General features: G+C 60.8%; 27 protein-coding genes. 15 read left to right on the top strand and 12 right to left on the bottom strand.

The window, feature by feature from the left end; translation table 11 throughout:
- Window positions 1–44 precede the first annotated feature (44 nt).
- Window positions 45–2,306 carry a catalase/peroxidase HPI gene (gene katG / locus ACI5GA_RS26775; protein ID WP_421424990.1) on the bottom strand — a complete coding sequence of 754 codons (2,262 nt, stop codon included), beginning with the start codon at window positions 2,304–2,306 and terminating at the stop codon, window positions 45–47.
- 279 nt (window positions 2,307–2,585) lie between these two features.
- Here katG and ACI5GA_RS26770 point away from each other — a divergent pair, with 279 nt between their 5' ends.
- Window positions 2,586–3,020, top strand: coding sequence for a GNAT family N-acetyltransferase (locus ACI5GA_RS26770; RefSeq protein WP_404634553.1), 435 nt, complete (start codon window positions 2,586–2,588; stop codon window positions 3,018–3,020).
- 41 nt (window positions 3,021–3,061) lie between these two features.
- Here ACI5GA_RS26770 and ACI5GA_RS26765 read toward each other — a convergent pair whose 3' ends face one another.
- A complete protein-coding gene (locus tag ACI5GA_RS26765; protein ID WP_404634551.1) occupies window positions 3,062–3,982 on the bottom strand; it encodes a LysR substrate-binding domain-containing protein in 921 nt (306 codons plus the stop codon).
- Window positions 3,983–4,114: 132 nt separating this feature from the next.
- Between ACI5GA_RS26765 and ACI5GA_RS26760 the strand changes: the two genes are divergently transcribed.
- Together ACI5GA_RS26760 and ACI5GA_RS26755 are read left to right on the top strand one after the other, a co-directional pair.
- Window positions 4,115–4,792, top strand: a complete 678-nt coding sequence (locus tag ACI5GA_RS26760; protein ID WP_421424988.1) for a type 1 glutamine amidotransferase domain-containing protein — start codon at window positions 4,115–4,117, stop codon at window positions 4,790–4,792.
- A gap of 74 nt (window positions 4,793–4,866) precedes the next feature.
- Complete coding sequence (locus ACI5GA_RS26755; RefSeq protein WP_421424987.1) at window positions 4,867–5,169, top strand: DUF1330 domain-containing protein; 303 nt, start codon at window positions 4,867–4,869, stop codon at window positions 5,167–5,169.
- Between the two features lie 247 nt (window positions 5,170–5,416).
- On the opposite strand, the gene ACI5GA_RS26750 is transcribed toward ACI5GA_RS26755, so the two are convergent.
- Window positions 5,417–6,364: a DMT family transporter gene (locus ACI5GA_RS26750; protein WP_404634545.1), complete on the bottom strand. Its 948-nt coding sequence runs from the start codon at window positions 6,362–6,364 to the stop codon at window positions 5,417–5,419.
- A gap of 121 nt (window positions 6,365–6,485) precedes the next feature.
- On the opposite strand from ACI5GA_RS26750, the gene ACI5GA_RS26745 reads away from it, so the two are divergent.
- The 6 genes from ACI5GA_RS26745 (at window position 6,486) to ACI5GA_RS26720 (ending at window position 10,793) form a co-directional block, all read left to right on the top strand.
- A complete protein-coding gene (locus ACI5GA_RS26745; protein WP_404635028.1) occupies window positions 6,486–7,418 on the top strand; it encodes a LysR substrate-binding domain-containing protein in 933 nt (310 codons plus the stop codon).
- A gap of 131 nt (window positions 7,419–7,549) precedes the next feature.
- Window positions 7,550–8,062 carry a thioredoxin family protein gene (locus tag ACI5GA_RS26740; RefSeq protein WP_404634543.1) on the top strand — a complete coding sequence of 171 codons (513 nt, stop codon included), beginning with the start codon at window positions 7,550–7,552 and terminating at the stop codon, window positions 8,060–8,062.
- 200 nt (window positions 8,063–8,262) lie between these two features.
- A complete protein-coding gene (locus ACI5GA_RS26735; RefSeq protein WP_404634541.1) occupies window positions 8,263–8,724 on the top strand; it encodes an Hsp20 family protein in 462 nt (153 codons plus the stop codon).
- Window positions 8,725–8,864: 140 nt separating this feature from the next.
- The gene (locus tag ACI5GA_RS26730; protein ID WP_404634539.1) at window positions 8,865–9,218 is read left to right on the top strand and encodes a hypothetical protein; all 354 of its coding nucleotides are present in this window, start codon (window positions 8,865–8,867) and stop codon (window positions 9,216–9,218) included.
- A 124-nt stretch (window positions 9,219–9,342) separates the two neighbouring features.
- Entirely contained in the window at window positions 9,343–9,735 is a 393-nt protein-coding gene (locus tag ACI5GA_RS26725) for a VOC family protein (protein WP_404634537.1), read from the top strand.
- 143 nt (window positions 9,736–9,878) lie between these two features.
- A complete protein-coding gene (locus ACI5GA_RS26720) occupies window positions 9,879–10,793 on the top strand; it encodes a LysR family transcriptional regulator (protein ID WP_421424984.1) in 915 nt (304 codons plus the stop codon).
- 95 nt (window positions 10,794–10,888) lie between these two features.
- Here ACI5GA_RS26720 and ACI5GA_RS26715 read toward each other — a convergent pair whose 3' ends face one another.
- The 5 genes from ACI5GA_RS26715 to ACI5GA_RS26695 all read right to left on the bottom strand — a co-directional run bounded on the left by ACI5GA_RS26715 (window position 10,889) and on the right by ACI5GA_RS26695 (window position 16,336).
- A complete protein-coding gene (locus tag ACI5GA_RS26715; RefSeq protein ID WP_404634533.1) occupies window positions 10,889–11,620 on the bottom strand; it encodes a class II aldolase and adducin N-terminal domain-containing protein in 732 nt (243 codons plus the stop codon).
- Window positions 11,621–11,683: 63 nt separating this feature from the next.
- Window positions 11,684–12,517: an ABC transporter substrate-binding protein gene (locus tag ACI5GA_RS26710; RefSeq protein ID WP_421424983.1), complete on the bottom strand. Its 834-nt coding sequence runs from the start codon at window positions 12,515–12,517 to the stop codon at window positions 11,684–11,686.
- Window positions 12,518–12,544: 27 nt separating this feature from the next.
- Window positions 12,545–13,417, bottom strand: coding sequence for a phytanoyl-CoA dioxygenase family protein (locus tag ACI5GA_RS26705; RefSeq protein WP_421424982.1), 873 nt, complete (start codon window positions 13,415–13,417; stop codon window positions 12,545–12,547).
- A gap of 37 nt (window positions 13,418–13,454) precedes the next feature.
- On the bottom strand, window positions 13,455–14,978 hold the full coding sequence (locus tag ACI5GA_RS26700; protein ID WP_404634527.1) for an amino acid ABC transporter permease/ATP-binding protein: 1,524 nt from the start codon (window positions 14,976–14,978) through the stop codon (window positions 13,455–13,457).
- A 383-nt stretch (window positions 14,979–15,361) separates the two neighbouring features.
- Window positions 15,362–16,336 (bottom strand): LysR family transcriptional regulator, encoded by a 975-nt coding sequence (locus tag ACI5GA_RS26695; protein ID WP_404634525.1) that lies wholly within the window; start codon window positions 16,334–16,336, stop codon window positions 15,362–15,364.
- Window positions 16,337–16,663: 327 nt separating this feature from the next.
- Between ACI5GA_RS26695 and ACI5GA_RS26690 the strand changes: the two genes are divergently transcribed.
- The 6 genes from ACI5GA_RS26690 (at window position 16,664) to ACI5GA_RS26665 (ending at window position 21,645) form a co-directional block, all read left to right on the top strand.
- On the top strand, window positions 16,664–17,914 hold the full coding sequence (locus tag ACI5GA_RS26690; protein WP_421424981.1) for a flavin-containing monooxygenase: 1,251 nt from the start codon (window positions 16,664–16,666) through the stop codon (window positions 17,912–17,914).
- 135 nt (window positions 17,915–18,049) lie between these two features.
- Complete coding sequence (locus ACI5GA_RS26685) at window positions 18,050–18,475, top strand: RidA family protein (protein ID WP_404634521.1); 426 nt, start codon at window positions 18,050–18,052, stop codon at window positions 18,473–18,475.
- Between the two features lie 40 nt (window positions 18,476–18,515).
- Window positions 18,516–19,475 (top strand): ABC transporter ATP-binding protein, encoded by a 960-nt coding sequence (locus ACI5GA_RS26680; protein ID WP_404634519.1) that lies wholly within the window; start codon window positions 18,516–18,518, stop codon window positions 19,473–19,475.
- A 43-nt stretch (window positions 19,476–19,518) separates the two neighbouring features.
- The gene (locus ACI5GA_RS26675; protein WP_421424979.1) at window positions 19,519–20,541 is read left to right on the top strand and encodes an NAD(P)H-quinone oxidoreductase; all 1,023 of its coding nucleotides are present in this window, start codon (window positions 19,519–19,521) and stop codon (window positions 20,539–20,541) included.
- A complete protein-coding gene (locus tag ACI5GA_RS26670) occupies window positions 20,538–21,161 on the top strand; it encodes a glutathione S-transferase (protein ID WP_404634515.1) in 624 nt (207 codons plus the stop codon). The genes ACI5GA_RS26675 and ACI5GA_RS26670 overlap by 4 nt, the downstream gene beginning before the upstream one ends.
- Window positions 21,162–21,177: 16 nt before the next feature.
- Entirely contained in the window at window positions 21,178–21,645 is a 468-nt protein-coding gene (locus ACI5GA_RS26665; RefSeq protein WP_421424978.1) for a type II 3-dehydroquinate dehydratase, read from the top strand.
- Here the strand turns inward: ACI5GA_RS26665 and ACI5GA_RS26660 are convergent.
- From ACI5GA_RS26660 to yghU, 4 genes are all read right to left on the bottom strand, one after another.
- The gene (locus ACI5GA_RS26660; protein WP_404634511.1) at window positions 21,626–21,790 is read right to left on the bottom strand and encodes a DUF2986 domain-containing protein; all 165 of its coding nucleotides are present in this window, start codon (window positions 21,788–21,790) and stop codon (window positions 21,626–21,628) included. The two genes, ACI5GA_RS26665 and ACI5GA_RS26660, sit on opposite strands and share 20 nt — an antisense overlap.
- Window positions 21,791–21,967: 177 nt before the next feature.
- The gene (locus tag ACI5GA_RS26655; RefSeq protein ID WP_421424976.1) at window positions 21,968–24,163 is read right to left on the bottom strand and encodes an OsmC domain/YcaO domain-containing protein; all 2,196 of its coding nucleotides are present in this window, start codon (window positions 24,161–24,163) and stop codon (window positions 21,968–21,970) included.
- 110 nt (window positions 24,164–24,273) lie between these two features.
- Entirely contained in the window at window positions 24,274–25,212 is a 939-nt protein-coding gene (locus ACI5GA_RS26650) for a Dyp-type peroxidase (protein WP_404634507.1), read from the bottom strand.
- Between the two features lie 108 nt (window positions 25,213–25,320).
- Window positions 25,321–26,160: a glutathione-dependent disulfide-bond oxidoreductase gene (yghU, locus tag ACI5GA_RS26645; RefSeq protein ID WP_404634505.1), complete on the bottom strand. Its 840-nt coding sequence runs from the start codon at window positions 26,158–26,160 to the stop codon at window positions 25,321–25,323.
- Between the last annotated feature and the right edge of the window lie 25 nt (window positions 26,161–26,185).

Raw genomic sequence — 26,185 nt, 5'->3', positions numbered from 1 at the left:
GCGAACGAGTTCGCTCCCACAGGAGGGGTTGCGTTATCGTCAGATCAACGCAGGTCGAACCGGTCCAGGTTCATCACTTTCGTCCAGGCCGCCACGAAATCCTTCACGAATTTCTCATGGGCATCGTCGCTGCCATACACCTCCGAAATGGCGCGCAGTTGAGCATGGGAGCCAAACACCAGATCCACCCGCGTCCCCGTCCATTTCACCGCACCGGTCTTGCGGTCCCGTCCCTCAAAGGTATCGTTGCTGGCCGAGGTAGGCCTCCACTCCACGCTCATGTCCAGCAGGTTTTTGAAGAAGTCGTTGGTCAGCACTTCGGGACGCGTGGTGAACACCCCATGCTTGCTCTGATCGACATTCGCCCCCAACACCCGCAGACCGCCCAGCAGCACGGTCATCTCCGGTGCCGACAGCGTCAGCAGTTGCGCCTTGTCCACCAGCAGCTTTTCCGCTGAAACCTTGTACGTGCCCTTGAGGTAGTTGCGGAAGCCGTCGGCAATGGGCTCAAGAAAGCCAAACGACTCAACATCGGTCTGCTCCTGGGACGCATCCACCCGACCTGGCGCAAACGGCACGGTCACGGTTTGCCCGGCCGCTTGCGCCGCCTTTTCAACCCCAGCATTACCGGCGATCACGATCAGGTCGGCAAGCGATAGGTGCTTGCCCTGCCCGCCATTGAACTCGCCCTGAATACGTTCCAGCACCTGCAATACGTTCGCCAGTTGTGCAGGCTGGTTGGCAGGCCAGTCTTTCTGCGGCGCAAGGCGCAAACGCCCGCCATTGGCGCCACCGCGCTTATCCGAACCACGGAATGTGGAGGCCGCCGCCCACGCTGCGGACACCAGTTGTGAGACCGTCAGCCCCGACTCCAGCACCTTGTTTTTGAGCGCAGCCACGTCGCTGTCATCCACTGATGGACCTTTCGGCGCAGGCAACGGGTCTTGCCAGAGCAGCTCTTCGGTCGGCGTTTCCGGGCCCAGATAACGCGCCAGTGGTCCCATGTCGCGGTGCGTCAACTTGAACCAGGCGCGGGCGAAGGCATCGGCCAATTGATCGGGATTGTCCTTGAAGCGTCGGGAAATTTTCTCGTACGCCGGATCGAAACGCAGCGCCAGATCCGAGGTGAGCATGCGCGGTTCCTGGCGTTTGCTCGGGTCGTGGGCGTGAGGAATGGTGTTCGCGCCTGCGCCATTTTTGGGCTTCCACTGATGGGCGCCCGCCGGGCTTTTGGTCAGCTCCCAGTCGAAATTGAACAGGTTTTCCAGGTACTCGTTGCTCCATTTCGTTGGGGTCGAGGTCCAGGTCACCTCCAGTCCGCTGGTGATCGTGTCGCCCCCCTTGCCGCTGCCGAACTTATTGCGCCAGCCAAAGCCTTGCTCTTCCAGCCCTGCCGCCTCCGGCTCCGGCCCGACGTTATCTGCCGGGCCTGCACCGTGGGTTTTTCCGAAAGCGTGTCCACCGGCGATCAACGCGACGGTTTCCTCATCGTTCATCGCCATGCGACCAAAGGTTTCACGGATGTCGAACGCGGACTTGACCGGATCGGGGTTGCCATCCGGACCTTCCGGGTTGACGTAAATCAGCCCCATCTGCACGGCAGCCAGCGGATTTTCCAGATTGCGCTCGCCATCCGTGCGGCTTTTTTCTTCGCCATGCTTGGCCGGTTCGGCGACCAGATCCCCCTGTCCGGGTTGCTCCATGTCCTTGTGCGCGCCGTAGCGCTCTTCGCCGCCGAGCCAAGTGGTTTCGGTGCCCCAATACACGTCTTGATCAGGCTCCCACACGTCCCGGCGCCCACCGGAAAAACCAAAGGTTTTGAAGCCCATGGACTCCAGCGCCACGTTGCCGGTGAGCACGATAAGGTCCGCCCAGGAAATCTTGTTGCCATATTTCTGTTTGACCGGCCAGATCAGCCGTCGGGCCTTGTCCAGACTGACGTTGTCCGGCCAGCTATTGAGAGGAGCAAAGCGTTGCTGCCCCGACCCCGCCCCTCCGCGCCCGTCCCCGGTGCGATACGTCCCGGCGCTGTGCCAGGCCATGCGAATGAACAACGGGCCGTAGTGACCGAAATCAGCAGGCCACCAGTCCTGCGAGTTCGTCATCACCGCTTCCAGGTCTTTCTTGACCGCCGCAAAATCCAGGCTCTTGTACGCCTTGGCGTAATCGAAGCCTTCGCCCATGGGGTCGGACAGTGAGGAGTGTTGATGGAGGATGTTCAGATTCAGTTGGTTCGGCCACCAGTCGCGGTTCGTCGTACCGCCGCCAGCAGCGTGGTTGAACGGGCATTTCGATTCAGTTGCCATGTTGATCTACCTTTGATCGGAATCATCCCGTTGCCGAGCCCACGCAGGATTCAGGCCGGAATGAAGGAGCTCAGGAGCACAGGGTGCTTATTGTTATCGCCTTATCAGGGTTCAGCGGCACGGCGTTCGCCGATGCTAGATCAAGGGTAGCCCTGATCGGCGCAAGGTCTAATAGGCGGAGCATTGGGGGGTGATAGACGGAGACTGTCAGCATCGCTGTTACAGCGTTCTCAATCAGCTCTGTTACCCTGCCGAATTCGCCAGACCACAGGCCTGCCCATGATCAACATTCGTGTCATGACGATGGACGACTACGACGCCGTTCTCGCATTGATGAGTAACACGCCCGGCATTTCAATTCGTGACGCCGACTCTCGCGAGGCCACCGCCCGCTACCTGCAACGCAATCCCGGCATGAGCTTTGTCGCCGAAAACGAGTCAGGCCTGTGCGGTTGTGTGATGTGCGGGCACGACGGGCGTCGGGGCTATTTACAGCATTTGCTGGTGTTGCCTGAGTTCCGGCAGATGGGGATCGCCAATGAACTGGTGCAACGCTGCCTGTCGAGCCTGGAAGCGCTGGGTATTGGCAAATGCCATCTGGACGTGCTCAAGGGCAACGAGACCGCCGCCCGCTATTGGCGAAACCGCGGCTGGCAGTTACGGCAGGACATCGATCGTTATTCGTTTACCCGGCCGGGAAATGAGAACGCTTGAGATAACGCCGCCGACTAGCGGAGCGCCGCCCGGCCGGACCGCTACAGGGGGTGGTGTTCTGCTCCGCTCAGCCCTGCCGCCGTTTCGATGAGCAACTGGCGCAACCATTGGTGCGCGGGGTCGTTGCGATAGCGCACGTGCCAGGCCATGTCCACGGGGAACGTACCCAGATCCACCGGCGCGGCCAGGACCTTGAGCCGTGTGTCTCTGGCGATCTGGTTGCAGATCAGCCGTGGCAATGTCGCGCAATAGTCGGTGGCGGCAATGATTTCGGGGACGGCCAGAAAATGCGTCACCGAAATCGCCAGTTCCCGACGCAGTCCTTGCCGTTCCAGCGCCTGAAACAGCCCCACCCGCAGACGCCCCGGCGGCAGCACGTTGACGTGGCGCAGCGCTTCGTATTGTTCGCGAGAAAGGCTGTCGCCGATTTCAGGATGGTCGGCGCGCACGACACACGCCAGGCCGTCATCCAGAACGTGTTGAAGGATCAGGTTATCAGGCGGATCGACGATACGTCCCAGCACCATGTCTGTGGTGCCCGACACCAGACCGGTTTCCGTCAGGTCGCTGCCGAACGGCACCAGCGAGACCTTGATCCCCGGCGCCAATTCACGCAGGCGGGCGATGACGCTGGGCATCAGCACGATTTCCACATAACTGTTCGGCGCAATCTGAAACTGGCGCGCAGACGTGGCCGGGTCGAACGCCTGCCTGCCAAGAATCAAGTCATCGAGCCGAGTCAGGGTCTCGCTGATGCCCGGTGCGATCTCCTCGGCGAACGGCGTCGGTTTGATGCCATAACGTTCGCGGATGAACAGTGGGTCACGCAGGGTGTCGCGCAGCCGGTTCAAGGCGTTGGACAGCGCAGGCTGGGTGATCCCCAGGCGCGCAGCGGCGCGGGTGACGCTACGCTCCTCCATCAGCGCAAGGAAAACGGGCAACAGGTTGAGGTCGTATCGCATGGCTCATAACGCTCTGTGAATATCTGAAATCAGATAAGTAAATTTCTCGAATATCTGGGCGTGGGGCAAAGTTACCCCAACCAACGGAATCCGCCAATTCAAGCGCCAACCCACTGTTACGAGGAACTTGCCATGTCGATCAAACACGTTCTGTTCATCCTGACCAACGCCGCTGAAATCGGCCCGAACAAACGCCCTACCGGCTATTTTTTCCCGGAAGTCGCGCACCCTTATGAAGTGTTCTCTGAAGCAGGTGTGGCCGTGGAATACGCCTCGCCGCTGGGCGGCACCCCGCCGGAAGACGGCTACGACGACAGCGACCCGGCGCAACTGGCCTTCCGCAACAGCAACGCCATTCGCCGCATGGCCCACAGCCGCAAACTGTCGGAAGTCGATGTGCTGGATTACGACGCGATTTTCTTCCCCGGCGGCCTCGGCCCGATGGTCGACATCGCCCATGATCCGGAAGTGAAACGTGCCGTGGAGCGCGCCTGGAATGGCGGCAAGATCGTCGCTGCTGTGTGCCACGGGCCTGCCGCATTCCTCGGCGCCAAACTGAAAGACGGCACCCCGCTGGTCAGTGGTCGCAAGCTGACCTCGTTCTCCAACGACGAAGAATCCGGTTACGCCCAGGCCGATGTGCCGTTCCTGCTGGAGAGCGCATTGCGTGAAGAAGGCGCGGACTATTCGTCAACGGATGTCTGGCAGGAAAAAGTCGTGGTCGATGGTCGCCTGTTCACGGGGCAGAACCCGGCCTCCGGTGGTCCACTGGCCAAAGCGATCGTCGAGGCGCTGCGCCAAGGTGCCTGAAACCAATGGCCCGGCCTTACTGCCGGGCTATTGCATCACCTAACCCCTTCAATCGATTCGATCAGGAGTTAAACATGTCCGCTTACGTGATTTTTATCCGCGACAACACCACCGACCCGACAGCGTTACAGCAGTATGCCGACATGGCGCCTGCCGCCCGTGCAGGCCATGACATCACGCGCGTGGCATTCTATGGCGCGCTCGACGTCCTCGAAGGCCCCGCTGCTGAAGGCGCGGCGATCCTGCGCTTTCCCGACATGGCCGCCGCCCGCGCCTGGTACGACAGCCCGGCCTATCAGGCAGCGCGTGAGCACCGCCTCAAAGGAGCGCAATACCGGATGTTGTTAGTGGAAGGCAGTGATGTAGTGCCTGTTTGAATCCGCGGAGCAGTGCGGATATGAAATGAAGCGATCGCTCGCGTAACTGTAGAAGCCGGCTGCTGGCGAGATCGGTGTGTCAGACGCGAAAAGGCGGCTGGCACATCGCATTCGCCAGCAAGCCGGCTCCCACAGATTCTCCGTCGATCCAAAGTCTTCTGTCCGGCGCGATCTTTGTGGGAGCCGCCTTGATGGCGAATGCAGTTTGTCAGCCCACATGGAATCTGTCGCAGCTTGAGTGCCTCCCTCAACACCTCGGCTGATCCAGCTTCACCACCGGTACCTGATGGCGCCGCGCTGACCAGACCACGCCGCCGACCAGTAAGAGGATCGATGCCACTTCCACGAAGCCAGGGAAATGCCGGGTGTAGATGAATCCGTAGACGCAGGCGAACACGGTTTCAAACACGATCATCTGCCCGCTCAGGGATGCCGCCATGCGCCGTGAACAGGCGTTCCACAAACCGTTGGCCAGCCAGGACCCGCAAAACGCCAGGAACAGGCACACCCAGAGGAAGGTTTCCCAACGGCCACTGTCGATGTTCGTCGGAATCAGGTTGGGGAACAGCATCAACGCCAGCAGGCCGAAGACGATAGCCACCGCGCCCGTGACGATCCCCAGCAAGGTCGACCACTCACTACTGTTGAAGCTGCTTTGCTTGAGATAGCGGCTGTTGCGGGTGGCGTACCAGGACCAGCTCACCACGCCAGACAGTCCGCAGGCCAGGCCGAGCATTTGCGACGACAGTGACATCCCGGTTGCAGGCTGGACCGCGTGCTGCAAACAGATCGATACGATCCCGAGGAATACCATCAACAACGGCAGCTTGAGTTTCGAGATCGGCAGCGAGCCTGCGTCATGGCGGCCCTGAAAGGTGATCGCAATCGGCATCATGCCGTTGATGAGTGCAGCCGCCGTCACCCCGGTGAGCTGGATCGAGGCGCCCAGCAGGGCGTAGTTCAAAACATTACCGGTCAGGGACAACCGCAGCAGCATGCCCAGGTCCGTGCGGGTCACTCGGGAGAACAGGCGAGACGCGAACGGCAGCGCAATCAGCAGCGATACCGCCCCGTACAGGGCAAACCGCGCACTGCTGATCAGCACCGCGTTGAACTCCGGCAACAAAGAGGGCGCCATGATCACCCCGGCCCAGATCGCCCCTGCCAACAGCGCGTACGCCATCCCACCGTTCATTTCATCGACCCCCTGATTGTTTGGCGAGATTCTAGCGATGGCCAATACTCCCCACATGCGATAAAAAGTCAGCGACCCATTCCCCAGTGGAATGTCGTACCACCTCTGAAGGAGAACCGTCATCAACCGCTACCTGCGCACCCTGCCCCCGCTGGAAACGCTGATCACGTTCGAGGCCGTCGGACGCCATAACAGCTTCACGGCTGCGGCCTCCGAGCTGTTTCTGACCCAGAGCGCCGTGAGCAAACAGATGCGCCAATTGGAGGACTGCGTCGGCGTACCGCTGTTCGAGCGCAAGCCCCGAGGCGTTGCCCTGACCCGTGCGGGGGAGGAATTGCTGATGACGGTCAACGTGATGCTGACGACGATGTACCAGAGCGTCACGCGCATCCGTAACGTGCACCAGTCCAACGCCGTCTCGGTACTGGCAACCCACGCACTGGCGCAGTTCTGGCTGTTCCCCAAGCTGATCGAGTTCAACAAGGCCTATCCGGACATCGCTGTACACGTCCACGCCATCAATGAAATCGACGACGCCAGCCTCAACGATTTCGACCTTGGCGTGCTGTACGGGGCGGGCGAATGGGCGTCACTGGACAGCGACTTCCTGTTGCCGGAAATCGTCTACCCCGCAGCTCATCCGGATTTCGACACCTCAGGTATCAAGACCCTGGATGACCTGGCCAACGCCAATCTGGTGCAGATCGACACCTCCGCCTGGCACTGCCTGGACTGGCAACAATGGTTCGATTACTTGGGCCACGACTATTCGCCCCCGGACAAAGCCCCGGTGTTCAACCAGTTGACCCTGGCCTACCGCGCCGTGCTGCAAGGCATGGGCATCGGCATGGCCTGGACCTTCATGGCCGACGAAGCCGTGGCCAAGGGCGAATTGCAGCGGGTCACTGATTTTCAGTGCATCACAGGCCTGGGCGAATTTCTGGTGTCGGTGAAGCACCGCCAGTTGTCGCCCTGCGCCGAGGTGTTTCGCCGGTGGTTGCTGGCCTCGGCGCAGGAAGATGCGCTTCGTTCGGGGTACAGTCGGGTTCAATGAAAGGCCCGGGTCGGGCGAACGGCGACTTCCCACAGGGTAATCACGGTGGACCGACGGACGCCGTTCGTGATTGCAGCCGACGCAGGTTTCTGCTGGGATTCCTCATCAGATTGACCACAGAGCCTCTCATCATGACCACCTATCAGGACCTCTTCGCCATCGGCCAGACCTTCGATGATTTCGTCAGCCATGGTCTGCCCGCAGAAATCGACGCAGTGCGTAGCATTCAGCAAAAACTGGCTGCGCCGAATGCGCTCAGCGCGGCCACACAGCAACGACTGGAAACGCTGAAAAGCCGTTTCCATCTGCTGGCCGCCGCAGAGATGTGGTGCCCCGATTGCCAGATCAATCTGGCTGCAATGGACGCGTTGCAGCGCCTGAATCCTTTCATCGATCTGGCGCTCATCACCAAAAGCCGCGCCGAGGACGCGTTGAAAGGCCCTTTGGCCCTGGAGCGGATTTCAATCCCGTTGGTGTTGGTGCTCGATCAGGATTTCCAGTTGATCGGCCGTTTCATCGAACGCCCACACGCAGTGGCGCAAGGTGGCGATGCGTTGAAAGCGGATTATCGAGCAGGTCTTTATCTGGAAAGCACCATTCAGGACCTGCTGGCAATTTTCGAAGCCCCCAACAACCAGAACTGACACCCCGCCCTGTAGCAGCATGGCTTGCCTGCGGTGGCGTCCGCCGTGCCGCTGCCGCCGACAATCCGGACCGCCAACGGGCTGATTGAAATACTTGGCGTTGCGCTTGTTTTTTTCTGGCGGTGAGCCTAACTGCATAGTGTGCGAAGCCGATCTGCGACTCGCGTCTCGATCACCGGAAATCGTCAGGAGATTCGGACATGGCCACTGCAAGCTCACTGGCTCCGCTGTTCCGCCAATCGGTGGGATTCGATCGGTTCAACGATTTCTTCGAGTCAGCGCTGCACAGCGAAACAGCCACGGGCTACCCCCCTCACAACGTCGAACGTTATGGCGACGATCATTATCGTGTGGTCATTGCCGCTGCCGGGCTGTCCGCCGACGACCTGGACCTGCAGGTCGAAAAAGGCGTGCTCACCGTCTGCGGCGGCGAGCGCGACACGGACGCAGGCGCGACCTACCTGCATCAAGGCATCGCCCACGGTGCGTTTCGCATGGTCTTTCATCTGGCGGACCACATCGAAGTGCAAGGTGCGACCTTCGAAAACGGCCTGTTGATCGTGTTTCTGCTGCGGGTCGTGCCCGATGAGAGCCAGTCTCGGCACATTCGCATTCACACCCCCGGCAGCGGGCCGGACCGACGGCAAGTCAATCGGCATTGAAGCGCGAGCAGCTTTTCCAACCTTAATCCGATGGAACTCCGCCGAGCAGCCTTGGCCCTAGTAGATGTACGACGCTGCAACAGAGGACAGGCTCTGGCAAACCGCCGGGCCGTGCAATCCATTCGCATACAGGTGATGCCGTGAATACATTCGTACCGTTGGAAAAACTCAAAAAAACCAACCTTCACGACTTCCACGAAGTCTGGCTGACCACTTCCGAAACCTGGCCTCAGGACCCCGAGACCTCGCAGCGCGAATGCCTCTGGCGGATGGATCGGGAATTGACCCAGGACGTCAAGATCGACGACGCCTACTTTCAGAATCTGCCTCGGTTGTGGCTGCTGGTCGATGATCTGCATGACCGAGCTGCGGTCAATGACATCGAGCAGGTCCTGACCCAGCGCTTGAGCGAGCAGCACCTCACAGGTGAATTCCACCCTGATGAAAAGCCGAAAATGCCCTGCGGTGACAAGAAGACTGATTTGAGAAGCTGACATTCGCACAATCGTGGCGGGCGGCGCTTCCGGCCGCCACGTTCTCATGCTTCACTCTCTCCCGACTGAACAGTTTCCCTGGGGTGCCTCCGTACCTCAGCCCGAATCCGCACCCGAGCCCATCATGATCGACCACCTTGATCACCTCGTTCTGACTACTGTCGACATACACGCCTGCAAAGACTTCTACGTGCGCGTCATGGGCATGCAGCCTGAAACTTTCGGCAATGGCCGTCTGGCGTTTCGTTTCGGCCAGCAGAAAATCAACGTCCATGAACGTGGCCGGGAGTTCGAACCCAAGGCGCACCTGCCGGTGCCGGGGGCACTGGATTTGTGTTTTATCGCCAGCATCGGCCTTGAAGCGGTGATCGAACGCCTGAACGCCGAGCAATGGCCCATCATCGAAGGCCCGGTCCAGCGCACGGGCGCTACGGGGCCGATCCGTTCGGTGTATGTACGCGATCCGGACTTGAACCTGATCGAGATTTCCGAATTGCTTGCTGCGCCCACACGCTGAGTTTCTGGGGCCAGCGACCTGATTGCCCGAGATTGATGAGCCTCACTCATGAGAGCATTCGCAACAACCCCATTATCAGGTTCGGCCTAGTCCCTTAGCCTCTCCCGCGTGCTAACCCTCCTCTCCAGCTTGCGGAGCCCCGAATGCACCTCAGCCGTGCCAATCTGGCAGACATCGTTTATTTCCTCGCCATCGCCCGGCATCGCAGCTTCAGCCGCGCGGGTCTCGACGTGGGGATCAGTGCGTCCGCCCTGAGCCACGCCATGAAGGGGCTGGAAGAACGACTTGGCGTGCGGTTGCTGAATCGCACCACCCGCAGCGTGACATTGACCGCCGCGGGCGAAGAACTGGAAAACCTGATCAGCACGCCAGTCCACGACATCGGCCAGGCGCTGGAGGCCCTGAACCGTCTGCGTGACGAACCGGCCGGACGCATCCGGCTCAATGTCCTGAGCGACGGCGCCGAATTGCTGCTGGGGCCTGTGCTGCCGGAGTTCATCGAACGCTATCCCGCCATCGAAATCGAGCTGACCGTCACCAACAAAATGGTCGACGTGATCGGCGACGGCCATGACGCAGGCATCCGCATCGGCGGTACGGTGCCAGTGGACATGATCGCTCAACGCCTGTCGCCGGACATTCGCTGGTCAGTCGTGGCCTCACCGCAATACCTGGAACGTTTCGGCACCCCGCTGCACCCCCAAGACCTCATGCAACACCGCTGCCTGCGTATTCGCCTGGGCAATGGCAAGACCTACCACTGGCAGTTCATGAAAGACGATGAAGTGCTGGAAGTCGACGTACCCGGCACCATCATGCTCGACGAAAGCCGCATCGGGCTGACGCTGGCAACACGGGGCGCGGGCGTTCTGTACGTCCCCGCCGCCGTCGCCGCGCCCTATCTGGCCGACGACAGGTTGCGTGAAGTGCTGGCGGACTGGGCCCATATCGATCCGGGGTTTCATCTGTACTACGCGAACTTCCGGCAACTGCCGGTCGGCCTTCGCCTGCTCGTGGAGCTGATCAGGGAATTGCAACCGATGGGGCCATTGCCGTGAACAGCAACAAACACGCAATCCTGCGGGGGATTCTATAGTTGCACACTCCCCGTGAGCGCGCGTCAGCGTGAGCCATTGAGCGCACCGCAATCGGCTCAATCCAGCAGCGACGGATCGGCGTCGATCATCAACTGCTTCATTTCCTCGAAATGACGACGGGAGAAGTCGGTGATTTTTTCCCAGCCTTTCGCCGTTTTTTCAGCCACCTCGTCTGACAGCACCCGCAGGGGCTGTCCAGTGGACCAGGCGGTGACGAGGATCTGGCAGGCCCGTTCCAGGGTCCAGATGTCGTCGAACGCTTCGCCGATGTCCGGGGCAATGACCATCACGCCGTGGTTGCCCATCAGCAGGCGACGCTTGCCATCCAGCAACCCGGCCAGGCGTGCGCCTTCGGCTTCGGTGTCCGCCATACCGCCATACATTTCATCCACTGCCACGCGATTGAAATAACGCGCGGTGTTCTGGTCCACCGGCAGCACTTGCGGCTTGGCCAGGCACGCCACGGCGGTGGTGTAGACCGGGTGCAAATGCAGCACCGCACGCGCTTCCGGCAGGCGTTGGTGAATCTGCCCGTGAATCGACCACGCGGTCGAATCCACATCAGGATGTTCGGCGCAGGCCGGATCATCGGCGTTCAGCAGCAACAGGTCACTGGCACGAATGCGCGAGAAGTGTTTCCACTTCGGGTTGATCAGAAACTGTTTGCCATCGGCTGAGACTGCCGCACTGAAGTGGTTGGCCACCGCTTCGTGCATCCCCAGATGGGCGACGATGCGAAAGGTGGCGGCCAGATCGATGCGCGCCTGCTCTTCAATTGATAACGCCATGAATCGCTCTCCGACGTGCCGCGCCTACTGAGAAGCCAGGCGCGGCACGCACTTCAGGTCCGGTCAGGGTTTAGGCATCAGCTCGGCGATGTCTGCATCGGTCGGGGCTTCGAAGTTGTACTTCTTCAGCAGCGCGGTGTATTCCGGGGTGGCCCGGTACTTGGCCATGGCGTCAACCAACGCGGCCTTGATGTCGTCGTTGCCCTTCTTCACGCCGAAGCCGTTGAGCACCGGGTAGATCAGGGTGTCGGAAGAAATCACCACGCGGCTGCCGAGTTTTTCGACCACACCACGGGCCACGGCGGCGTCGGTGATTTGCGCTTCAACCGCGTGAGCGAGCATCGCTTGAGTGGTTTGCGGGTCGGTGGCGTACTCGCTGATCGCGATCGGCTTCAGGCCGTTCTTGACGCAATACTCTTGCGACAATTTGTTCATCTGTGCCAGCCAGGAGGTGGCAGCCATGGAGCCGATCTTGTGGCCGCAGAAATCTTCAGGACGCTTGGGCTGGTAGTCGCTGCCCTTGACCGAAAGAATCGATTCGCCGCTTTTCAGGTACGGAATCATGTCGATGACTTTCACGCGCTCGGCGGTGATGTACATCGACGAGTTGGTGACGTCGAAACGACCGCCCTGAAGGCCAGTGATCAGGTTAGGGAAGCGCGTGTCGACGGTCTCGACCTTACGCCCCATGATCTTGCCCAGGCCCTCCATGTACTCGATGTCGAAACCGGCCGGGGTGTTATTGTCCATGTATTCGTAGGGGAAGAAGGTCACGTCGGAACCGGCGATGATCGTGCCGTCTTTCTGGAAAGCCGACGCAGCCAACGAGGTCATGGCGACCGCTGCGCCAACCAGACTCAAAGCAATTGGGCGAACAAACTTGTGCAACGCTGTCATGGTAAATCCCCGCAAGGTTAAGAGTAGTTAGGCAGAAGCTTGGTCTTGTCCGGCCTGTTGCACGAAGAAAGAGGCGCCACGCGGCTTTTGCGGCAGACGCACCTGATTGGCCGTGGAGCGCACGAGGCCACTTTCTTCACCGGCCACCATCAGGCCGGAATGCTCACTGGGCAGAGGGTTTTCGCCGAATGGCAGCGCGTCTTCCGCGGCGTAGACGCCGATGAACAGAGTGCGCGGCAGCTCGGTCTCGTTAGGGCTTGAAGCGTGCAGCAAACGGGTGTGCATGAAGCACACGGAGCCAGCCGGACCGAAGCAGGCAACCGGGGTCTGGCAATGCTCGGCGACCACTTGATCATCCACCGCTCCCGTAAAACGCTGGTCATGCCAGTGCGACCACAGCGGGCCTTTGTGGCTGCCGGGGATCACGTTCAGGGGACCGTTTTCCGGGGTCACGTCACTGACCATCAACAGCGCGGTGACGATGTCGTCGTTGCTGTGTGGGGTGAACAGGAAATCCTGGTGCCACTTCACCTGGGTCGCGGTGTGCGGCAGCTTGGAGTTGATCTTGCTGTGGTGAAAGCGCGTGCCGTTGCCACCGATCAACTGCGCGGCGATCTGCGCCATGCGCGATTGCAGCGCGATTTGGTAGTACGCCCTGGAAATTTCGGTCGGCGAACTGACCCGGCGCAGAGACGGGTGATCCGCACGGTGGTCGCCTTCAAGGTCAAAACGTGCGCGGCCATCGATGGTCTCGCCCCAGCCTTTTTCGTGGCTGCGGCTCTCTTCCACCCACTGATCGAAGTCGTGTTGCAGCGCCGCCACTTCCTCTGCCGAGAGGACCCCTTCCACCACCAGAACGCCGTCCCGGTGGAACTGCTCAATCTGCGCTTGCTCGATCATGTGCTTACCTTTTCCAAAACTTGAACAATGAGAGGGGTCACGCCAGCGAGACATCCTTGAGGAAGGCTTCGACGCGTGGGTTATGGCCGTTGCGCAGCACCTGGGGTTTGTCGTCACACACCACGCGGCCCTTCTCCATGAAAACGATCCGGTCGGACACCTTGAAGGCGAAGTTCATTTCGTGGGTGACGATCACCATGGTGATGCCTTCTTGCGCGAGGGCTTCGATGACTTGCAGCACCTCGTTGACCTTTTCCGGGTCCAGCGCCGAGGTCGGCTCGTCGAACAACATGATTTGCGGGCGCATCATCAACGCTCGGGCAATCGCCACGCGTTGCTGTTGGCCACCGGAAAGCTGGCTCGGGTATTTCCAGGCGTGATCGAGCATTCCCACCTTGTGCAGCAGCGCGTAGGCCTCTTGCTTGAGATCGGCCAGCGCGCCCATGCGGTGGTAACGCGGCGCCATAAGGAGGTTGTCGAGCACGTTCAGGTGCGGGAACAGGTTGAAGCTCTGGAACACCATGCCGATGCTCAGGCGGTGCTCGGCGTGTTCGATGTACTCGGCTTTCTGCGCGCCCTGCTTGTTCAGGTGAATGAACGGCTGGCCGTTGATCTGGATGTCGCCGTTGTCGATCTGCTCAAGGCCGTTGAGCAGGCGAATCAGGGTTGTTTTGCCCGAGCCTGACGGCCCGATCACCGACACCACCTCACCCGGTTGAATCTTCAGGCTGACCGCGCCCAACACCTCGACGTTGTTGTAGGCCTTGTGCAAACGGTTGGCCTGCAATGCGGGCGCTTCGACCCCGGCAGGCGCCTGACGCGGCTCGGCCTTGCGCGGTTGCGTGGCCAAGGCCAGTACTTCAGCGTCGGGCTTGCGCGAAACATTGCGCTGGTTGACGTCCAGGTACTTTTCCAGACGCTTGAGCAGGTAATCGAACACCGTGACGATCAGCACGTAGTAGAACGCGACCGCCGCCATGGTCTCCATCACCAGGAAATTCTGCGAGTACAGGCGCTGGCCGACCATGAGGATTTCGGTCAGCGAGATCACCGACACCAGCGAGCTGAGCTTGACGATGGAGATGTATTCGTTGGCCAGCGACGGCAAGGCCACACGCAGCGCCTGAGGAATGACCACCCGCCATTGCGTACCCATGAAGCGCAGGCCCAGCGCACGCGCCGCTTCGGTCTGGCCCTTGTGAATCGACAGCAGGCCGCCGCGATGAATCTCGGCGACGTAAGCGGTTTCGCACATCACCATCGCCAGCAGACCGGCCCAGAATGGGTCGCCCAGCACCACCGAGGCCGCCGGAAACGCCTGCGGCACGTTGTAGACGAAGATCAGCAGCACCAGCAGCGGAATGCTGCGGAACAACCAGATGTAGGCCCGCGCCGGACCGTTCAACACTGGGCGCTTCGACTGCTTGGCCAATGCCACGAAGAAGCCGAACACGATGCTGAGGATCCAAGTGGCAAAACTGAGCTTGATGACGGTCCATGTCGCACGCCAAAACTCGGCGTCGAGAAACAAACCAAACATGTAATTCCAGTCGAAGGTCATCGTCGCCGCGCTCAACTAATCAAATCTGAATGTGCAACCGCGAGAGGCCCGTTCGACCCCATTTCCACGGCTGCACCGTTGAAACGAGATTCATGGAGAGGGTCGCTCCCGGTCAATTAGGATTAACCGCGCCAGTGAGTAGGCAGAACCGATGCAAGGTCGCGCCGGGCCTGACCCGCACCACAAGAGTGCTCTGGCCGATCCGCAATCCGGCGGGCGCCACATTTCAGTGCGGCGTGTCCGTGGTCGTCCCTGGGTGTGTCCGATGGCTGCAGTCTGCAGGCCCGGTGCGGGCGGTTAAATTCGTTTCTGATTTACGACTGGGGCGAGAAAAACCGAAGCAGCGCTGGCCGCCACAGATGATCAACCGTGGTGCGCCGGCGTCACTGCGCCTGGGTGCCCGCCTTGACGGTATGGGGGTCGAAGAAGCTCGGCGCGGCCATGCCTGGGATGTATTGGTCCGAGACGAACATCCGGCAGCGCTCGGTGAAGGCCGACACCACCCGCGACAATTGCGCATTGCTGGCCGTGGCATAGCCCAGTTGCAAAGGGTGAAGGCCGCCTGCCATGCGAATGCGCACGAGGCGTTTACCGTCCTGAGAAATGTTGCCCTTGGGCCGAGCGTTGGCGATGGTGTAACCGATGCCGTTGCCGACCATGGCGCGCACGGTTTCCAGGTTGCTGGAGCGCATCACGATGTTCGGCGTGATGCCCGCGGGTATGAACAGGCTGAGGAAATACTCCCGGCTCCAGGGGATGTCGAGCAGCACCATGGGGTGGTTTTCCAGATCCTGCACACTGACTGCCGGAAGATGGGCCAGCGGGTGATGCTCGCCCACCATGACGTAGGGCGGAAGTTTCGCCAGCGGCTGGAAATCGATGTCGGGGCTGCTGGCCAGGTCGTACGTCAGTGCGATGTCAATCTCCGAACTGCGCAGCTTTTCCAGCAACTGCTCGTGGTCGCCTTCGACCTGGGAAATACGCACGCCGGGAAAGGCCCGACCGAAACCGAACACCAGTTCGGGGGTGATCATCGGCGCCAGCGAATGCAGGCAACCGACCCGCAACGGGCCACGCACGGTGTTCAGGGACTCCGAAGCAATGGTGTAGAGGTTGCTCATCTGTTCGAGGATGAGTTTGGCCTCCTGCATCACTTGCCGTCCCACCGCCGTCAGCGAGATGCCCTGGGCGTGATGGCGGACGAACAGCTGAATCCCTAACTCGGCCTCCATATGGGTGATGGCCGCCGAAATCGACGGCGATGACACGTGAATGCGCTCTGACGCTGCGCTGATGCTGCCCGCTTCTCCTGAGGCGACGAAATATTCCAGTTGGCGTTGGGTAATACGACTGAGCATCACGCCCTCCACAGCTTTGGCAGGTGAGCGAACAACTGCGCCCACCTTTTAAATAGCGACCGATGTCATCGGTTGCAGGGTTCATGCCGGTCAATGGCCGTCATCACACCCCTGCGACGAATTGCCATCATCGGGTTTCGGGCGCCGAAGCAGGGTTCGGTTTTTCCTAAGCTCTACGTTCAAAAAGCAGAATTCCTATACGAGACCCCCTTGAGCACACTGGCGCCGTGGATGAATGAAGTCGGCAAGGCGCCTGTGCCTTCGACTGCCGTCGGTGCATGGGCATCGACGAAACCGATCAGGGTCGATTCTCTTTAGGAAACTCAAATGGCAGTGGAAACAATCAACACCTTGGTGGTCGGTGCAGGCCAGGCCGGTGTCGCCATGAGCGAACACCTCTCGCTCATGGGCGTGCCGCATGTCGTGCTGGAACGAAACCGCATCGCCGAACGCTGGCGCTCCGAACGCTGGGACTCGCTGGTCGCCAACGGCCCGGCCTGGCATGACCGTTTTCCGAGCCTGAAATTCGAGAACATCTCGCCCGAGGCCTTCCCGCCCAAAGAGCGCATGGCCGACTATTTCGAAGCCTATGTCGACATGCTCAAGGCGCCCGTGCGCACCGGCGTGGAAGTGCTCAAGGTCGAACGTCACAGCGGGCGCCCGGGCTTCAAGGTCACCACTTCCGAGGGCGTGATCGAAGCGCGCAACGTGGTCGCCGCCACCGGTCCGTTCCAGCGTCCGGCCGTGCCGAACATCGTGCCGGAGCACGCCAACGTTCAGCAGCTGCACTCCTCTGCGTACAAGAACCCGAGCCAGTTGGCCGAGGGCGCGGTGCTGGTGGTCGGCGCGGGCGCCTCAGGTTCGCAGATCGCCGAAGAACTGCAACGCGCAGGCAAAAAGGTCTATCTGTCGGTGGGCGAACACTACCGCCCGCCCCGCGCCTATCGCGGTCGCGATTACTGCTGGTGGCTGGGCGCGCTGGGCCTGTGGGACGAAGTGCGCATCACCCCGAAAAAGAAACACGTGGCCTTTGCCGTCAGCGGCTATGAAGGCGGCAAGACCGTCGATTTCCGTCGTCTGGCTCATCAGGGCATTACCCTGGTCGGGCTGACCAAGACCTACAACGACGGCGTGATGACCTTCGAACCGGGCCTGGCTGAAAACGTGGCCGAAGGCGATCGCGCCTACTTCGACGTGCTGCGTGATGCTGACGCCTACATCGAACAGAACGGCCTGCCCTTCCCGCCCGAACCCTCGGCGTGGGAGCTGTTGCCCGACCCGGAATGCCTGATCGATCCGCTGCTGAGCCTCGATCTGCAACAGGCCGGTATCACTACGATTCTGTGGGCCACCGGCTTCAAGTTCGACTTCCACTGGTTGCAGGTCAACGCCTTCGATGACAAGGGCGAGCCGTTCCACAAGCGCGGCATCTGCGCTGAAAGCGGGATCTACTTCCTCGGCCTGCCGAACCTGGTCAACCGCGCCTCGTCGTTCATTTATGGCGTGTGGCACGACGCGAAATACATCGCCGACCACATCGTGCTGCAAAACGATTACATGGCGTACGAGCCGTCCTGATCCGGATACGCCCAGGACAGCCCATGGCTGTCCCGGCCTTCGGTTTTTCCTAATCACTACCCCACGCAAATGCTGGTTTATCCCGTCAGGGGCCGGTGTGAAGCTGGGGCAAACATTGTTCAAGAGGCTGTCACCATGCCGACCCACACCCGCATTCGCATGTTCAACACCAAGGAAACCTATCCCAACCAGTCGCTGGACAACGACCTCTGCCAAGCCGTGCGCGCAGGCAACACGGTCTACGTTCGCGGGCAGATTGGCACCGATTTCGCCGGCAATCTTGTGGGCTTGGGCGACCCTCGGGCGCAAGCCGAACAGGCCATGAAAAACGTCAAGCAACTGCTGGAAGAAGCCGGTTCCGACCTCTCCCACATCGTCAAGACCACCACCTACATCATCGACCCACGCTACCGCGAGCCGGTGTACCGCGAAATCGGCAAGTGGCTCAAAGGTGTGTTCCCGATTTCCACCGGCCTGGTGATTTCCGGCCTCGGCCAGCCTGAATGGCTGATGGAAATCGACGTGATTGCGGTCATCCCGGACGACTGGACTGCGGCCTGACCTCAGCGCCTGATCTCGCCCCCCTGCAAGCGGAGTGTCCATGGCCCCCTTCCCGATCAAGCCCATTGAAATCGCCACCGTGACGGCGTCGAGTGCGCCTGTCGCGATTCAACTGGACAAGGTGAGCAAGCGCTTCGGCGATTCGCAGGCCTTGCACGACGTCTCGCTGAAGATTCACCAGGGCGAGTTCGTGACCCTGATCGGGCCTTCAGGCTGTGGCAAGACCACCCTGCTCAATCTGCTGGCAGGTGTCGTCCAGTCCGATCAGGGTGAAATCCTGATCGACGGCCAACAGGTGGGCGGAACCTCCTCGTCAGCGTGCGAGGTCAGCCTGGTGAGCGAAAGTGCTTCGCTGGCCCGGGCGCTGTCTCATCGTCCCTACGTTCTGCTGCTCGACGAGCCTTTTTCGGGGCTGGAAAAAACGTTGCGCCTGGCCATGCAGGCCGAACTCAAAGACCTTCAACGCAGGCTGGACGTGACCACGGTGCTGGTGACCCACGACCAGAGCGAAGCGCTGAGCCTGAGCGACCGCCTGGTGGTCATGTGTGCCGGACGCGTGCATCAAATCGGCCCGCCCGACGCGATCTATCGTCATCCGCAAGATCCGTTCGTGGCCCGCTTCGTCGGTGACGTCAACGTGCTGCCGGGGCGTTACCTGAGCCGTGACGAGCGTGCCGTCGTGGCATTGGGCGGGACTGTCTTGCGCATGCCCAGTGATCGGGTCCAGGCCGAGATCGGCGCGCGCGTGGACGTCTATTTGCGCCCGGAGCATATCCAGCTTGAAGCCTTGGGACCTGACATCCGCCTCAGTGCAACCGTCGTTGCGCATGTCTTCCAAGGCGACCATACCGACGTTCACCTCGACGCACCGGCGCTGGGCCCTGATCGCCTGCGAGTTCGACTCCCCGGTGCCGAAGCCCTGACCCGTTGGCCCGTGGGCGCGGTCGCCGGGCTGCACATCGACAGCGACGACATCTGCGCCTTCGCCAGCGAGCTGTAACGTCAGCCGCAGGCGCCACCTCCTATCTGATTTCGAGACTGTCATGACCGCTTTATCCCGCGTTAACGCTCTGCCCGACACGACCCTTGCGATCATCGCTCGTCAACCCGGCGGCCCCGATGTATTGCAGTGCGTCGAGCGCCCGATGCCCATGCCGCAATCCGGTGAAGTGCTCATACGGGTCGACGCTGCGGGCGTCAATCGCCCGGACCTGATGCAACGCAGCGGCATGCCCTTGCCCTCTGGCGTAACTGACGTGCTGGGCCTTGAAGCGGCGGGTGTCGTGGTGGCCGTGGGCGAAGGTGTCAACGCGTTTTCCGTCGGCGACCGGATCATGGCGCTGCTCAATGGCGGGGGCTATGCGCAGTATTGCGTGGCACTGGCCGATCACTGCTTGCCAGTGCCTGCCGGACTGTCACTGGCGGACGCTGCCGGGGTGCCGGAAGCCGCGTTTACCGTGTGGCATAACCTGTTTGAACTGGGCCGCCTCAACGCCGGGGACGTGGTGCTGATCCATGGCGCGGCCAGCGGTGTCGGCAGCTTTGCCGTGCAGTGCGCCCACGCCGCCGGGGCACGGGTCATCGCCACGGCGGGCGGCGCGGAAAAGGTCGCGCTGCTGGAGCGTCTTGGGGTCTGGCGTGCGATCGATCGCCATCAGGAAGACTTCGTGGCGGTGGTCGCCCAGTGCACCGAGGGGCGCGGCGTGGACGTGGTGCTGGACAACGTCGGCGGCCCTTATGTGGCGCGCAATCTGGAAGCGCTGGCGTACGGCGGCCGTCACGTCAGCCTGTCGTTTCTGCAAGGGGCGAAGATCGAGCTGGACTTGCAGACCGTGATGCGCAAAAGCCTGACACTCACCTCTTCCACCCTTCGCCCCAAAAGCCGCGAAGAGAAGGCTCGTCTGGCGGCGTGCCTTCGCGAGCATCTGCTGCCTTGGCTGGCGAACGCGCAGGTACGACCGCTGATTCATGCCCGCTTGCCCCTGAGCGAAGCCGCCGACGCCCATCGTCTGCTGGAAAGCAACGCCAATCTGGGCAAGGTGCTGTTGATCATGGGGGCGGCATGATGGAAACCTTCAAGCTGTATTACGCATCAACCTCGCCTTACGTGCGCAAAGTGATGGTCGTCGCGCACTGCCTCGGACTGGCCGAGCGAATCGAAAAGCTCGACTCCGCTGCCCACCCGGTCAAACGCGACGAACGCATCGCCCGCTTCAATCCGCTGGCCAAGGTGCCTGCGCTGCAAACGCCTGAAGGTTTGGCGCTGTTCGACAGCCGGGTGATCTGCGAGTACCTCGACACGGCTTCCGGTGGCACGTTGTTCCCGCGTGAAGGCGAACGACGTTGGGTCAGTCTGGTGCGTCAGGCGCTGGGCGACGGCCTGCTGGACGCCGCGATGCTGGCCCGCTACGAAGCCGTGGCGCGCCCCGTCGACAAACAGTGGGATGACTGGACCGATGGGCAATTGACCAAGATTTACGCTGTGCTGGCTGATGTTGAACGGCAGGCAGCGACCTTCAGCGTCCAGCCCGACGACATCGGGCTGATCACCCTCGGCTGCGCGCTGGGCTATCTGGATTTTCGCTTCGCCCACCTCGACTGGCGCGCCGATCACCCGGCCTTAGCGGCCTGGTTCGCGATGTTCGATCAACACCCGGCGATGCTCGCCACCCGCCCCTTTGCATGACACTCAGGAGTCAACCATGCCGCGCACGGTCTTTTTTCTGAACGGCCCCAACGCCAACCTCTACGGGCTGGACAAGAACGGTACTTATGGCAGCGAGAGCTTCGCCAGCATCGAAACGGGTTGTCAGGCCCACGCCACCGAACTGGGGCTGGCGCTGGAGTTTCGCCAGAGCAACCACGAAGGCGTGCTGGTGGACTGGATTCAGGAGGCGCGCCTGCGGGCCGATGCGCTGATCATCAACGCCGCGGGCCTGAGTTACAGCTCGGTGCCGATCCTCGATGCACTGCTGGCCTTCGACGGCCCGATCATCGAAGCGCACATGAGCAACATCTGGAAGCGTGAGAGCTTTCGGCATCACTCGTATGTGTCCAAGGCAGCCACCGGGGTGATTGCCGGATTGGGTGCGCGGGGTTATCGGCTGGCGTTGACGGCGGTGGCGCAGATGCTGGAAGAGGCTGAGGAGGTCAAATCTCAGGCGTCGTGACCGGTGCCTGAGCGGCTTCGGCTTCCATCTTCGCCCGATCGGCTTTGCTGATGTATTTGGGTTTGTTGCTCTTCGGCGCCAGTTTGGCGTTGGCCTTTTTGGCATGAGCCTTGAGCAGTTGGACGATTTTCTTGCGACGGTTCATGGTTTTTACTCGTCTTAAACGTTAAATGCAGACCCAGAGATGAGCGCGCCCTGTAGGAGCGAATTCATTCTGGGCGGCATTCCGACGAGGGGCCGGGACATTCGATACACATGCATCGACCGAACGATTGCATTGCGAATGAATTCGCTCCCACAGGGCCCCTGCTATGCCACCCAACTACAGGATTGCCTTCGCCCGCGCCGCATGCAGCTTCTTGTAGCTTTCAATCAAACGCAGGTGACGGTCCAGCCCTTCGAGCTTCATGCTGGTCGGCGTCAGGCCGTAGAAACGCACGCTGCCTTCCACCGAACCGATCGCCGCGTCCATGCGCTCGTTACCGAACATGCGACGGAAATTGACTTCGTAATCGGCCAGTTCCAGGTCCTCGTCCAGCTGCATTTCCAACACCACGTTCACCGCCTGATAGAACAGGCCGCGCTCGACGGTGTTGTCGTTGTATTGCAGGAACGCCTCCACCAGATCCTTGGCTTTCTCGTACTTCTGCAAGGCGAGGTAGATCAGCAGCTTGAGTTCCAGAATCGTCAACTGGCCCCACGCGGTGTTGTCGTCGAATTCGATGCCGATCAACGTGGTGATGTCGGTGTAATCGTCCAGTTCGCTGGCTTCCAGACCTTGCACCAGGTTTCTGAGGCCGACCTTGCTCAGGCTGTGCAGGTTCAGAATATCGGCGCGGAACTGCAAAGCCTTGTTGGTGTTGTCCCAGATCAGGTCTTCGACCGGATAGATCTCTGAATAACCCGGCACCAGAATCCGGCAGGCGTTAGCGCCCAGGTCGTCGTACACGGCCATGTACGCTTCTTTGCCCATGTCTTCGAGGATGCCGAACAGGGTTGCAGCCTCTTGAGCGTTGGCGTCTTCACCTTCGCTTGAGAAATCCCACTCAACGAATTCATAGTCCGCCGCCGCGCTGAAGAAGCGCCATGACACCACGCCGCTGGAGTCGATGAAATGCTCGACGAAGTTGTTCGGCTCGATCACCGCCTGACCTTCGAAAGTCGGCTGCGGCAGGTCGTTCAGGCCTTCAAAACTACGACCTTGCAGCAACTCGGTGAGGCTGCGCTCCAGCGCCACTTCGAAGCTCGGGTGGGCGCCGAACGAGGCGAACACGCCTCCCGTGCGCGGGTTCATCAGGGTCACGCACATGACCGGGAATTCGCCCCCCAGCGAGGCATCTTTCACCAGCACCGGGAAGCCCTGCTCTTCCAGCCCCTGAATCCCGGCGAGGATGCCCGGGTACTTGGCGATCACGTCTTGCGGCACGTCCGGCAACGCAATTTCGCCTTCCAGAATCTCGCGCTTGACCGCCCGCTCGAAAATCTCCGACAGGCACTGCACCTGCGCTTCGGCCAGGGTGTTGCCCGCGCTCATGCCGTTGCTCAGGTACAGGTTTTCGATCAGGTTGGACGGGAAATACACCGTCTCACCGTCCGACTGACGCACGAAGGGCAACGACACGATGCCGCGCTGGGTGTTGCCGGAGTTCGTGTCGTACAGGTGCGAACCGCGCAGCTCGCCGTCGCGGTTGAAGATCTTCAGGCAATAGTCGTCGAGGATCTCGCTGGGCAGCTCGTCATTCGGGCCCGGCTTGAACCAGCGCTCATTGGGGTAATGCACAAACTCGGCAGTGGCGACGTCTTCGCCCCAGAACTGGTCGTTGTAGAAGAAATTGCAGTTCAGCCGCTCGATGAATTCGCCCAGCGCCGAGGCCAGCGCGCTTTCCTTGGTCGAGCCCTTGCCGTTGGTGAAGCACATGGGTGAATGGGCGTCGCGAATGTGCAGCGACCAGACGTTGGGCACGATGTTGCGCCAGGAGGCGATTTCGATCTTCATGCCCAGGTCCGCCAGCAGGCCGGACATATTGGCGATGGTCTGCTCCAGCGGCAGGTCTTTACCGAGAATGTAGGTGTTGGCGCCGTCCACCGAGTCGGGCATCAACAGCGCCTGGGCGTCGGCATCAAGGTTTTCGACTTCTTCGATGACGAACTCAGGGCCGGCCTGCACCACTTTCTTCACGGTGCAACGATCGATCGAACGCAGGATGCCCTGACGGTCCTTCTCGGAAATGTCGGCAGGCAGCTCGACCTGAATCTTGAAAATCTGGTTGTAGCGGTTTTCCGGGTCAACGATGTTGTTCTGCGACAGCCGGATGTTTTCGGTCGGGATGTTGCGCGTCTGGCAGTACAGTTTGACGAAGTACGCCGCACACAAGGCCGACGACGCCAGGAAGTAGTCGAACGGCCCCGGCGCCGAACCATCACCCTTGTAACGGATGGGCTGATCGGCGATCACCGTGAAGTCGTCGAACTTGGCTTCAAGTCGCAGGTTGTCGAGAAAGTTGACCTTGATTTCCATGGGGGTACCGGCAGCGAGAAAAACGAATGGCGGCCATTATCCGGTTTTTCAGCGGAAAGTCTCGCGAGGCCGACAGAGTCACCCGATCGGCCAGTCCCCCCTCGCTCGCCTCAGTCGCCGAGCGAGGCCATGAAATCGGTCGATGGCACGAAGAACAACCCGCCGCTGACGGCCTTGCTGAAATCCAGCAAGCGGTCGTAATTGCCGGCCGGACGGCCGACGAACATGTTTTCAAGCATCTGCTCCAGCGGCTCGGGGGAGCGCGCGTAACCGATGAAATAAGTGCCGAACTCCCGTGCTCCCGGTCGGCCGAACGGCATGTTATGGCGCAGGATCTTCACTTCCTTGCCGTCCTTTTCGATGACGGTCAGAGCGCTGTGGGAATTGCTCGGTTTGACCTCGTCGTCCAGCTCGATGTCCGAGAGTTTCTTGCGGCCGATGACCAGCTCTTGCTGTTCAACGGTCAAGCGGTTCCAGGCGGCCATGTCGTGCAGGTACTTCTGCACGATCACATAGCTGCCACCGGCGAACGCCGGGTCTTCATCACCCACAATCGTGGCATCGACGGCGCGCTTGCCTTCCGGGTTCTCAGTGCCGTCGACGAAACCGATGATGGCGCGCATGTCGAAGTTGCGAAAACCATGGACCTCCTCGACCACCGTGACCGCATCGCCCAATGGCTCCAGCAACTGGGTCGCCAGTTCGAAACACAGGTCCATACGCTCGGCCCGGATGTGCATCAGAATGTCACCGGGAGTGGCCACCGCGCGCCGCTCCTCAGGGCCGAATTCGCGGAAATTGTGCAGCGCTGCGGGGCGCGTGGTGCCAAACAGCGAATCCCAGGCGTTGAAGCTGAAACCGCAGATGCAGGACAGATTGCCGTCGGGAATCCGCTTGCCCACCGAGCGCACCAGACCGGCAATGTCACCGCACCATGCGCGGACCTTTTCGGCAGCTTCAGCACCGGGGGCGATGGTCGCCACCATGAAAATCGCGCTGCGGGTGATCGGCGTGTCAATGCCCTGGGCGTATGGGGTGTCGTTCATCATGAAGCGGATTGATCCTTCATTTGTATTTTGATTCTGGTCACGATCAGTGTGGGAGCCGGCCGGGCGGCTCCCACACGTTCTATGTTGACCAGGAATACCGGGGGTGAATCAGCGAATATCCGCCGCCGAATGCCGCTCCGGCACCTGTTTGTCCTCATCGCCCCAGGTGCGGTTGACCCGCAGCCCGCGCACGACTGCCGGACGGTTGGCGATTTCTTCGGCCCAGCGCTGCACATGGGTGTAGCTCTTGGCATCGAGGAACTCGGCCGAATTGTACACGGTGCCCCGCACCACCTGACCGTACCAGGACCACACCGCGATATCCGCGATGGTATAGCTGTCGCCTGCCAGATACGGGCTTTCGGCCAGACGACGGTCCAGCACGTCAAGCTGACGCTTGGCTTCCATGGTGAAGCGGTTGATGGCGTACTCGAACTTCTCCGGAGCGTACACGTAGAAGTGGCCGAAACCACCGCCCAGGTATGGCGCCGAGCCCATTTGCCAGAACAGCCAGTTCAGAGTTTCTGTGCGGCCCGCCGGGTCGGTCGGCAGCAGCGCGCCAAATTTTTCAGCGAGGTACAGCAGGATCGAACCGGATTCGAACACGCGAATCGGTGGCTCTACACTGCGGTCCACCAATGCCGGGATCTTGGAGTTGGGGTTGATGTCGACGAAACCGCTGGAGAACTGGTCGCCTTCGCCGATGCGAATCAGCCAGGCGTCGTATTCGGCGTCGGTCTTGCCCAGCGCCAGCAGCTCTTCGAGCATGATGGTGACTTTCACACCGTTGGGGGTCGCCAACGAATAGAGTTGCAGCGGCTGCTTGCCCACGGGCAGGGTTTTCTCATGGGTCGGGCCTGCCACCGGGCGGTTGATGCTGGCGAACTGGCCACCGGAGGCTGCTTCGTTTTTCCAGACCTTGGGCGGAACGTATGCTTCTTTCGACATGAAACAAACCTCTAGAGTGAGTCAC

Origin of the sequence: Pseudomonas sp. Pseu.R1 (assembly GCF_045764065.1) — a bacterium.
Classification (GTDB): domain Bacteria; phylum Pseudomonadota; class Gammaproteobacteria; order Pseudomonadales; family Pseudomonadaceae; genus Aquipseudomonas.
This window is presented reverse-complemented; position numbering and strand designations above follow the sequence as displayed.